The sequence below is a fragment of the Pseudanabaena sp. 'Roaring Creek' genome, from assembly GCF_001402795.1.
Classification (GTDB): Bacteria; Cyanobacteriota; Cyanobacteriia; order Pseudanabaenales; family Pseudanabaenaceae; genus Pseudanabaena.
This window is the reverse complement of sequence record NZ_LIRE01000142.1, coordinates 1-11,141: the sequence shown is the minus strand read 5'-3', so window position 1 is coordinate 11,141 and position 11,141 is coordinate 1. Positions and strand designations below refer to the sequence as shown.

Here is an 11,141-nt window from a genome sequence, read left to right as displayed (position 1 = left end):
GTATTAGCAACGTAATAGATAGTGAGGACAAATCAAACCCCTAAAGATGAGTGGCGGTGCAAAGCGCCGCCACTCATCTTTAGGGGTTTATGTCCTAATTAAACCTTACGTTGCTATATTAGCGATCGCGATAGCAGGCTGGTATTTAACTTTAATTCGATACTTCGGATAATTTTTAATTGGTAACTGGGCACAATTAAAAGGACGGAAAAACGAAAGAATCAAAACAATTGACTTGCGTTATTTTATGTCCTCAAGATCGTTAATCTATTGCCATGAAATTTATCATCACTTTTTTAGTGCTTTGGTGCTTATTCGGCATACTTGAATGGCTATTTCCATTGCGTCCAAAGCAAAAGCGATTTCGCCAAGGATGGATAACTGATGTTATCCATTTTTTCCTCAATCACATTTTGGTTAATATTGGTACGTTTCTAATCGCTATATTCTTATACGTGTTTTTTCGGGGAGCAATTTCACCTTCACTTCAATTAGCGGTTAGAAATCAACCTGCTTTTTTGCAATTTGCTGAAGCTTTTTTTATTGCCCAACTCGCATTTTATGTAATACATCGCTTATCGCATACATTGCCTTGGTTGTGGCGATTTCATGCCATCCATCATAGTAGTGCGGAGCTTGATTGGCTGGCTTCGGCAAGATTACATCCCATTGAGGCGATCGTTGTTAACATCGCTGTGGGCATTCCTCTGTTTTTTTTGGGATTCACTAAGGAAACCTTTGGAGGCTTTCTTATATTTAATGCCATCTTACCGATTTTAAACCATGCAAATACTAAAATCCGTTTCCCAATTATCAATAACATTATTGCCACACCAGAGTTTCATCACTGGCATCACAGTAACGACCTAGAAGCTCGCGATAAGAATTTTTCTGGATTCCCAATTATCGATTTCATGTTTGGTACTTACTATCTACCTCAAAAACAAATGCCAAAAACCTATGGAGTTACGGAAATAGTTCCATCAACCTATTGGCAGCAGTTACTATATCCTTTTAGGGGAGGGAGCTAGAGGGAAGGATGGGCTGCCTTAGCGTCGCTATCCAAACAAATACTATCTTCATTTTTTAGCTGTTAATATCTTCATAGGGTAAACTGACTGTAAAACAACTGCCTTCACCCACCTTGCTCTTAACATTGACTTGTCCACCATGCAGCTCGGCAAGTTTCTTGACTAAATTTAAACCCAACCCCGTACCAGAATATTGGCGACTCAGGCTACTATCAATCTGTACAAAGGGTTGAAATAGCCTATTTAGATCTTCCTGCGGGATCCCGATTCCATTATCGGATACCGAGAAATAAAGTTCGTTATGGGTTAGCTTTGTCTTTAGCAACACCTTGCCATTCTTGGGGGTAAATTTCACGGCATTACTCAATAGGTTGATGAGTAACTGCCTCATTCTCCGTTCATCTATGACAATCACTTTGGGGACATTGGTATCGATTTCGAGATTTAGTTGAATATTTTTTTGAGCAGCTTGATGTTTGACAAAGCTAAGGCTGCTTTCGCATAGGTCTCGGACAGAAACCGATCGCAGTTCGAGGGTAAACATTCCCGATTCGATCTTTGCAACATCGAGAATATCGTTGATTAGTTCTAAAAGATGTTGTCCGCTTTTTTGGATGGTCTTGAGCGATCCCTGTTGGCGTTGGTTGAGTTCGCCAAAGGCTTTTTCAATTAATCCTTCGGAAATTCCTAAGATTGCATTGAGGGGGGTACGTAACTCATGACTCATGGCGGCTAAAAATTCATCCTTAAGGCGTGTGAGCCGTTCGAGTTCTCTGTTTGTCGCAGTTAGTCTTTCATTACTTAACTGGAGTGCGGCTTCGGCGCGTTTGCGATCGGTAATATTTCTCACTAAAACTAGGACTTCGTCGTTGCCACAGGGGCTAATTCGTACCTCTTCATAGACCCATTCGTTATGCTTTTGGAGCTTATGTTCATAGATTTGGACTTCTCCCGTAGCGATCGCCAATTGGGAGGCTTTGGATTGGTTGGCAATAATATCAGGAGCCAAGACTTCAGAAATATGATGTTTAATCGGGATAAATGCTTCCTTGTCGGGGATATGCGGCATGATGCAATCTAGACAGGTTCCGTCTGTTTTGAGACGGAGCAATAGATCGGGAATAGCATTGAGTATTTCCCTTTTGCGAGTCTCGCTTTCAGCGAGATCGGCAGTACGCTCTTCGATTCTCAGTTCTAACTCTTGATTGAGTCTATGGAGAGCCTGTTGCGTCATTTTCAGTTCGTTGATATTTTGAATCAGGGCGATATCGTACATCGGTCGATCCTGCGCGTCGCGAACTATCGAAACACTCAATAATCCCCAAATAAATTGCCCACTTTGGTGGCGAAAGCGCTTTTCAATGTGGAAGCTATCGATCTCATTAGCAAGTAATTTTTGATAATGAAAGAGGTCAATTTTGAGATCGTCGGGATGGGTAATCTCTTGAAAGGTTAAAGCCTGTAATTCGCTCTCAGAATATCCCAGCATATGGCATAGGGATTGGTTGACCGCAATATGCTTTCCGTTGGGGGCAGCCAGTGAGATACCTACTGCCGCATTGTCAAAAACACTTCTAAAGCGCATTTCCGATTCGCGCAATGCTTCTTCTGCTTGTTTGCGATCGCTAATATTGCGAATGATAGTCAGCACCTCGCGATCGTTGACGGGCACGATCTGTACTTCTTCATACTGGACTTTGCCGTTAATCAACCATTGCTGCTCGAAGGTTTGGATTTCGCCTGTAGAGATTACCTGTTGGATCGCTGTTAACTTCCGATGGGCTAAATCGATGGGGAGAACCTCTAAAAAATGTTTGCCAATGGGATCGAAATCGGAAGCGAACAGATCGGCGACATAGTTACTAGAGAAACATTCTAGATAGATGCCATCAACACTCACGCGATAAATTAGATCGGGGATGGCGGTGAGAACCGCTCTTTTCTGAGATTCCACGTTGGTTAAGAAATCTTCAGTTAGTTTGTTTTTGGCAAAAAGAACCCTCTCTAGGGTTGCTACTCCGATCGGGCGATCGCTATCATCAAGGATGGGTAGGTGACGGCAATGCTTCCGTTCGAGGAGATCGAGGATTGATTCTAGATCGCGTACTTGGGACTCTCTCATGCTGGGAGTTTCAGTTGCCAGAACTGCGGCGATGGGTAACTTGGCGAAATCAACTTGTTTTTCCACTAAACGCAATACATCTTGTTGGGAAAAAACTCCCATTAATCGCTCGCCATCAACTATCAAAATGCAGCTTGTCCTTGCTTCTAGTAGGCGACGATCGCAGGAACGATCGGCAGATTCAACCGCATCAATTAGCCGATTTAGGATACCGATCGCTTCCCATACCGATTTTTCGGGGGAAATTATAAGCGGATCGCGATCGATGGCTAGATCGAGGTAAATGCTTTTTTCTAATAGCATTGGTTTGATTTTAAGTTAATGAGAAATATTCCCCCTCCCTATTATATAGCGATTGCTAAGGTCGTTAAGATATCTATAATAAGCCTAAAAGATTTTTATAGATATTCCTATAGGTATTCCTATAAATATTTTCCCGCATATCTATAGCAATATCTATGGGTAAACGGAGGAATTAGGGCTTCTTTAGAGATTATTTGCATTTTCTAAAACCTTGCAAAAAACCTCTGATTTCGATCGCAATGTCAAGCACTGGATATTGCACTACGATATATTGCATGATGATGCAACTATAAATGCTAGCTTATGGAGGAATTACCTAGAATGGCTTTCGATTATGACCTCGTAGCGATCGGTATGGGGGCTTATGCCCTCAAATTAGTTTGTCTTGCTGCCCAAAGTGGAGCTAGAGTTGCATGGATCTGCGATCGCCATAGTCACGATCTAACCGATCTAAATATCGTTCAGATTCTGGATATTTTGCAACTATTAAAAAGTAGGATATTTGCGCATTCTACGGCTGAGAAATTAAGCCTATTTCCCCGACAAATTAAGCAGGCTTTACAGGATGTTTGCCCAGATGATTTATGGGATATGGTGCAAACAAAAGGTGTTGATGTAATTATTGGGACATGCAAATTTGATCGTAAATCATCCAATTTCTATGGTTTAGAAGTAACTGAGTTCGATACTTTCGCCACCGATCGGATCTCTCAACGGCGTTTGACTTCCCGAACCTATGCGATCGCTGACGATCCGCCCACACCGTTAAGTAAAATTTTTGGACTTGCCGATGGTGATTACTTAACCGCAAGCAAACTACTGCATTTAGAAAATCTACCCAACTCGATCGCGGTTTTAGGTAACGATGTCTATGCCTGTGCGATCGCCCAAAACTTGAATTTTATCGGCGTAAAAACCTATTTACTCGCGGATCGCAGCCCGATCTTGCCCTCCATCGATGTGGCGATCGCGCGGACATTGCAAGCACAGCTCGAAGCAGAAGGAATTGAGATTTATACCAATGCCAGAGTGACGGCGGTAAGTAAAATCCAGTTTGATCGCTCGCGGATTTGGCTAGGTAATACCACGCTGGAATGCGATCGACTGCTCGTTCCTATTGCCCCAAGGACTTGGTATATTCCCCACGAAAGCTATATCTATCAATGTCATCGCGAACAAGATATTGCCCAGATCCTCTACCAATGCTTGCGAACTCATCCTTGGCACTTGCCCGCTAGATCGGAAGTTCCTGCTACGATCCATGTACCTTCCATGCCGCCAATCTCCCAAATCGGGCTCACGGAATCCGCAGCGAAAAATTTGGGGCGTTCTACCTATGTTTTAGAAAGTGCCAATGAAAATATGGGTATATGCAAAATTATCTGCGATCGCCAAGGAAAAATTTTGGGGGCGAGTATGTATGGGGAGCGAGCAAAATTAGCGATCAAAGCGATCGCTATGGCGATGCAAGGGAAAATCAAAATCCAGAACATCGAGGTTTTACAAGAGTTGCAGCTAACCGAGCAATGGTCAAAAATCCATCGCCATACTTCTCAACAGGAAAAGTCCCAACAGGAAAAGCTCAGGAATTGGTTTATCCCAATTCACTGAAGTGATGGAATCGCTGCAATATCGAACCTGAGGAGACATGGCGGAGGATATCCGCGATGAGATTTTTCGCTCCCCACCTGCCAGAGGCACGGCTGTGGTCTATATCGTTTATCAATCCTTGAAATAGTAAATGTATGCTCAATCCCACGCCCAAAATTTGGATATATCTTGCTATTTCATTCTGAATGCCAAGCCCACCAGTACCACAAGCGATCGCGACGATTGCCATGAGCCACACATAATTCCTTTGCGTAGGATATTTGCCGATCGCCCACAGGGCTAACAATCCATCAAGTCCGAAACTAATCGCTCCATCTAGCCAAGGAAAAGGTGATATCAATGCGCCGATCGCTTCAGTGACGAATATTGCCGCCGCGATCGCTGTGGCACTGCGTAATTTCGCTAAATGGCGCTGGGTAACGGAGTTTTGAATCTCTAAAAGCGACAGCAATACATTCACCGCTAAGAGTTCTTTCCCTTCCCTATTTAATAGATCGAGGATTCTCAGCTTTAAGTCTTGAATATCGGGAAATGTCGGTTCCCAAATCTCTTGACTACGCCCATCGCTATATTGAACGCGCACCTTGACGGGTTTCGGCTCTGCCGATACCAAGATGATTTCCTCTGGCGAGATTAGTTTTTGCAATTCAGAACTTTGTAATGATTGATGAATGGCAAGTCGATCGCGATCGGGATAAAGATCCACCTTATTAAATACCAACAAGATCGGCTTATAAAATTGTTGCAGATTGGCGATCGCCTCTTGTTCTAACCTCGTCATGTCACCAGCGATCGTAAACAAAATTAGATCTGCTTGCTTGGCGGTCGCTAGGGCGATGGCTGCTCTTTCCTCACCGCCAACCTCATCAATGCCCTGCGTATCCATTAATTGCAGTTGAATTTTGTTGCTAACATTCCATGTATATATGGCAATATCCTGTGTTATGCCATGGGTCGCCCCCGTTTCACTCAGCTTTTGCCCTAGAAGTGCATTAACTATGGATGACTTTCCCCGTGAAACCATACCGAAAACGGCGATCGCGATCGTGGTTTTATCTAACTTCTCTTCAAGGGTGGATATTTGCGATAGTTCTGTTTCGATTAATTCCTTTTGAAATAGCTGGCGGTAATTAATTAGGCGATCGCGGACTTGTTGAGGATAATCTTGCATGAAAAATCTAGCCCAAAATATCACTCAAACTAATCTCAATTTCTGGAATGACCATACTTTTAATCGTCCCATCCCCCGTATAGACCGTTTGATCGTAAAATCCTTCCACTAAAGATAGAAGGGTAATTTGATTACGAGCAGGATCGACAATCCAATATTCTGCAATCCCGCGAGCCGCATATTCAGAGCGCTTAAAGCGATAATCTCTAACTTCATTCTCATGCCCAGCAGATACTACCTCAACTACCATTAAGGGTGGGGGCATATCATGGGTAATCGTTCCTCTTCTCGTAGTTTCTAGCGCCGCCCGACATTCTTCGCCTAAGACGATGAGATCGGGAATTCTGACCCTAGCTCGACGACCGCTTACTTCAATGGAGATTTCTTTGTATCTCAATAAATGGGAGGGGATAAATTTACCTAAGGCAAACAATAGTCGCATTGATACATCAGAGTTAAAAATTGATTCGGGTGGCATGGCAACTAATTCTCCATCCTCCAACTCGTAGAGGTTATCACTGCCGTCATCATAGGCATAGTATTCTGCGTAGGAGAGAAATTTGACTTGGGGACTAGCGGATTGAACCATAAATTATTCCATATGCTGGTTACATATTATAGCTGCCGCCATTCTTGTTAAAACAAAATCAAAACCCAAAAGAGGGTTGCCGCGCGGAGCGCGGCAACCCTCTTTTGGGTTTAGGACTACCTAGACATTGACTAACTCTTTCATCGGAGCAGCCAGTGCTTCTTCTAACGGTGCGCGTCCTAGCCGTTCTTCGAGAATATTCATTACGGTACGACCAAAATCGTCATCATCACGCTTCCATGCCTCTAGACAGACTTCGCCAAAGAAGGAGCCGAGGGGTTCGGGATTCCACAGCAATTTCTTGGCTGTCCAAGGCATCATGCTCATGGGGTTATAGCCTTCTTTGAGGATGTTATTTTTGAAAGCATAGTCTTCTAAATGGGTATGGGGCTGTAAACCGATAAAGAAGATCGCAGGTTCCACCTTGTCAGCGCCAAAAATTGCTTCTAGTTCGCGATGATAGGCGATCGTTTGACGAACGGTTTCTAACGTCTCATCGATGACATTGAAGGAATAGTTGACCGATACTAACTCATTAAAACCCGCTGCTTTAAGATCGCGGCAGTTTTGCAAGACGGACTTGAGGTTATAGCCCATACGCATTTTGCGGACTAATTCTTGGGAGCCGCTAGTAATACCGATCTCGAAATAACTCATGCCCGTCTCCACCATTAACTGACAGAGATAGGGGGTGAGATTGTCCGCACGAATATAGGCTGCCCAGTGAATATCCGTCATACCTGAAGCCTTGATCTTTTCCAGTAATTCAATGGCATCATCAATGAATTTCTTGGCGGGAATAAACTGAGCATCGGTAAACCAGAAATTGCGAACGCCGCGATCGTAGAGAACCTGCATTTCCTTGATGACTTCATCGGTGGGATTGATGCGGACTTGTTTGCCTTCAATGACGGTATAAATGCAGTAACAACAGTTATGAGGACAGCCACGCTTAGTTTGTACGCCAATATAAAAGTCACGATCGCGAAAATAGTAATTAAAATCTTCCCAAATCGATTCGATATATTCGTAATTGCAAGCGCTTTTTTCGATCGGTGCGGGCTGCTCGTGGATGAGCCTTGCGCGGGGCTTGGTTTCACCCACTACATAGCAGCGATCGCTAGCGATTTCCCGTCCCTGCACCAATCGCTCTAGTAAGGATTCGCCCTCGCCGACGGAGACAATTGTGCCTTTGGGCAAGAAATTTCCTAGCTGCTCGTAAAAAACGCTGACTGCGCCGCCGCCGATTACGGCTCTGGCTTGGGGTTGATAGCGCTGGGCGCGACTTAAACCCCGTTTGATAAGCTGGGAATTGCGCCATAGCTCGGTGTAGTAAGAGGTAAAGAGGCGTAAGCCATTTACGGCTCCGCGCAATTTCTTGAAAGGATTTTTGGCATAGTAAAACTCAAAGGCATTCTGGAGGGGGTTGCCACCGCGTCCGCCCACGGGAGCATAGATCTGAATGTCACGCCATGAAAAAACTAATAGATTGGGCTGAAACCTATCGATCTCGCGATCTAATGCCGCGTAAAAATCCAACGGTGGCACAGTGCCTAGATCGAAGATGCTTTGCTGCACCGCAGGGGCGACCTTATGAATGTGATCGGATAAATAAACTACGCCAATCGGAAAAATAGGGTTGCAGGGGAGGCGAATATAGAGAATGCGATCGCACTCTACAGGTATTTTCGCCGCTCCATCGTGATCCCTACGATCCCTAAATTCCGCGTCATTGTTTTTTATAAAATTTATGCCTGTCATTAATTTTTATCTCTGAATCTAAATTATTTCTTATTTAGTTTTATTATTTTTCGGATTTCTGCGGCGATTTTTATCTTTGAAAATCGTTGCGCATTACCCGCTAAGTCTTTACATATCTTAATTATATTCACTTTATTGCGAGTTCTGTGGTCGGGATCTCGTTAAGGTGATGGGGATCAAATTGACGATCGCCTAGTTAGTAGTTGGTAGTAGTGTTTACAATCGCTAATTCCTATTGAGTGTTAGCTTTATGTATGGGCAAAATGTCAAGATTATTCTCCTTGTTAATTCCAAACATATCGGCAGGGTCTATTTGGGTTAATTGAGAATATTTTTAGGTTTGCGACCAATTACGGTTAGCTTATATCTTCAAAAGTCTTGTTGATTTTTGCTTAAATAACTTTATATAAAAAACACTATGTCCATATTTGATCCGTTACCTGCTGATTTACACGACGAAAAGATTGTCTGCTCCTATGTAAATGCCACCAGCAAAATTCAAATTGCCAGAATTACCAATGTGCCGCAATGGTATTTTGAGCGAGTTGTGTTTCCAGGACAAAATCTGATTTTTGAGGCGATCGCCTCGGCGCATGTTGAGATTCATACAGGCATGATGGCAAGTTCCATACTTTCAGATACAATTCCCTGTGTCCAATTACAGGTAGAAGAAGCGAGTTCGACATTGCCAAGCTGGGTTCCGATCAAATCAATCGATCCAATTGATGCTGAATCCCTTGAAAATCCGTCGGTGCTGCTTGTTTTGCCCGAACCTGAAGTAGTTTCCTAACAATGGATTTTCTCTACCTCCATTTTGTTCAGTTTGTAACTGGCGCAAAAATGGATTTTCTCTCCCTTGATTACGCTCAATTCCTGATCGTTACAGCAATTGTTTATTGGCTCTTACCAAGCGTGCAAGCTCGCTTGCTGGTCATTTTGACAGCAAGTTTATTGTTTTACTCATTTATCCAAAGGCAGTATGTGTGGCTGCTATTGGTAATGCTGGCAATTAACTTTTGGTTGGGCAGAGAAATTCGTAAAGGCGATCGATTCCTAAAGCAGTGGCTGCTATTTGTGGGGATATTTTTTAATGTGCTGCTACTGTTTGGATTTAAATATATTCCTTTTGTGGCGACAGCGATCGGCAATATTACGGGTTTACCTGCGGGAAGTTCGCTGGCGATCTGGGCAAAGACAAACATTGTGCCACCGATTACCCTCAGCTTTTTTGTGTTTGAGCTGATCGCCTATCTAATTGATACCTATCGGGGGAATACTCCTGCTAAGAATTTTCTGAACTTTGCTGCTTACAAGTTGTTTTTTGCCAAGTTGCTGTCGGGACCAATCACCCGATATCAAGAATTTGCGCCTCAACTTGTCACGCGATCGCGACCCGTTTTACCCGATATCGTCGAAGGAGTTTGGCTCTTTACCTGTGGCGCTATCAAAAAAGGCATCGTTGCTGACAATATGGCGAGACTGGTCGATCTTACCTTTCGCAATACAGAACGCGCTGGTAGTATCGATCTTTGGCTTGCCCTATTTGCCTATGGGATTCAGATTTACTGCGACTTTAGTGGCTATATCGATATGGCGAGGGGTAGTGCGCTGTTATTAGGTTTCAAGCTGCCGCAAAATTTCGATTTTCCCTATTTTTCGGCAAGTATTTCCGACTTTTGGCGACGTTGGCATATGACCCTCGGTGCATGGATGCGAAATTATCTCTATATTCCCCTTGGCGGTTCTAGGGGTGGACTATGGCGCACCTGTCTCAACTTGATGATTATTATGTTAGTGGTCGGGATCTGGCATGGGGCAAACTGGGGCTTTATTATTTGGGGACTCTGGCATGGGGCGGCGCTAGTGTTACATCGGCTCTGGATGGAGGTTTGCTCGGTATTTGAGGGATTAAATAAAATCTGGAAGCCATTGCCCATGCAAATTCTGGCGATCGCAATTACACAGTTGGTCGTCTTTTTGGGATGGATTCCTTTTCGTCTGCCAAACTTAGCGGATACAAATATGTTTTTACAAAGGCTCTGGGGCTATCAAAGCGATCCTCAGTTTGGCGTAAAAATCTATGTGGAGTCCCTTGGGATTACGGTGGGGCAGATCTCGCTATTAATGGGGGGGATCGTATTTTTGTCGCTAATCGCCTATCGATGCGATCGCGCTATGTGGCAATTACATTGGCAAGTAAAATTATTTCTAGTTCCCGTTAGTCTGTTTCTCGTTAGTATTCTCAGCCCTGACAACAAACTACCCTTTATCTACTTTGATTTTTAGCATGCAAACAGAGAGATGCGGCGCGAAGCGCCGCATCTCTCTGTTCGGGTTTGCTTTTTTCTATAGCGAGCATAATACCAATTCCCAAAAGTGTTGTCACACTTTCGTGAATTGGTATAAGAGAAGGTTGGCGCGAAGCGCCAACCTTCTCTTATTGGGATTATAGATAATTCAAATAAAAACTACAGCTTCGACTTCGCTCAGCTAGCTTACACCGAGGGCTGAGCGAAGTCGAAGCCCGTCTACAAGTTATTTAAAACAACTATA

8 protein-coding genes are annotated in these 11,141 nt (G+C 43.7%); 4 read left to right on the top strand and 4 right to left on the bottom strand.

The genetic code is table 11. The annotated features are described in order from the left end of the window. The first annotated feature begins 275 nt into the window (after window positions 1-275). Window positions 276-1,031, top strand: coding sequence for a sterol desaturase family protein (locus AC805_RS04505; RefSeq protein ID WP_055074306.1), 756 nt, complete (start codon window positions 276-278; stop codon window positions 1,029-1,031). A 55-nt stretch (window positions 1,032-1,086) separates the two neighbouring features. Here the strand turns inward: AC805_RS04505 and AC805_RS04500 are convergent, their stop codons facing one another. Next, window positions 1,087-3,456, bottom strand: coding sequence for a PAS domain S-box protein (locus AC805_RS04500; RefSeq protein ID WP_055074305.1), 2,370 nt, complete (start codon window positions 3,454-3,456; stop codon window positions 1,087-1,089). A 303-nt stretch (window positions 3,457-3,759) separates the two neighbouring features. On the opposite strand from AC805_RS04500, the gene AC805_RS04495 reads away from it, so the two are divergent. Then, entirely contained in the window at window positions 3,760-5,067 is a 1,308-nt protein-coding gene (locus AC805_RS04495; RefSeq protein ID WP_082429400.1) for an NAD-binding protein, read from the top strand. Here AC805_RS04495 and AC805_RS04490 read toward each other — a convergent pair. From AC805_RS04490 to AC805_RS04480, 3 genes are all read right to left on the bottom strand, one after another. Then, window positions 5,051-6,238 (bottom strand): Era-like GTP-binding protein, encoded by a 1,188-nt coding sequence (locus AC805_RS04490; RefSeq protein ID WP_055074303.1) that lies wholly within the window; start codon window positions 6,236-6,238, stop codon window positions 5,051-5,053. The two genes, AC805_RS04495 and AC805_RS04490, sit on opposite strands and share 17 nt — an antisense overlap. Before the next feature lie 7 nt (window positions 6,239-6,245). Next, window positions 6,246-6,827, bottom strand: coding sequence for a Uma2 family endonuclease (locus AC805_RS04485; RefSeq protein ID WP_055074302.1), 582 nt, complete (start codon window positions 6,825-6,827; stop codon window positions 6,246-6,248). A gap of 120 nt (window positions 6,828-6,947) precedes the next feature. Beyond that, a complete protein-coding gene (locus AC805_RS04480; RefSeq protein ID WP_231662426.1) occupies window positions 6,948-8,588 on the bottom strand; it encodes a photosystem II high light acclimation radical SAM protein in 1,641 nt (546 codons plus the stop codon). A gap of 418 nt (window positions 8,589-9,006) precedes the next feature. Here AC805_RS04480 and AC805_RS04475 point away from each other — a divergent pair, with 418 nt between their 5' ends. Then, window positions 9,007-9,378: a DUF1830 domain-containing protein gene (locus tag AC805_RS04475; protein ID WP_055074301.1), complete on the top strand. Its 372-nt coding sequence runs from the start codon at window positions 9,007-9,009 to the stop codon at window positions 9,376-9,378. 2 nt (window positions 9,379-9,380) lie between these two features. Continuing rightward, a complete protein-coding gene (locus tag AC805_RS04470) occupies window positions 9,381-10,874 on the top strand; it encodes an MBOAT family protein (protein WP_197278632.1) in 1,494 nt (497 codons plus the stop codon). The last annotated feature ends 267 nt before the right edge of the window (window positions 10,875-11,141 follow it).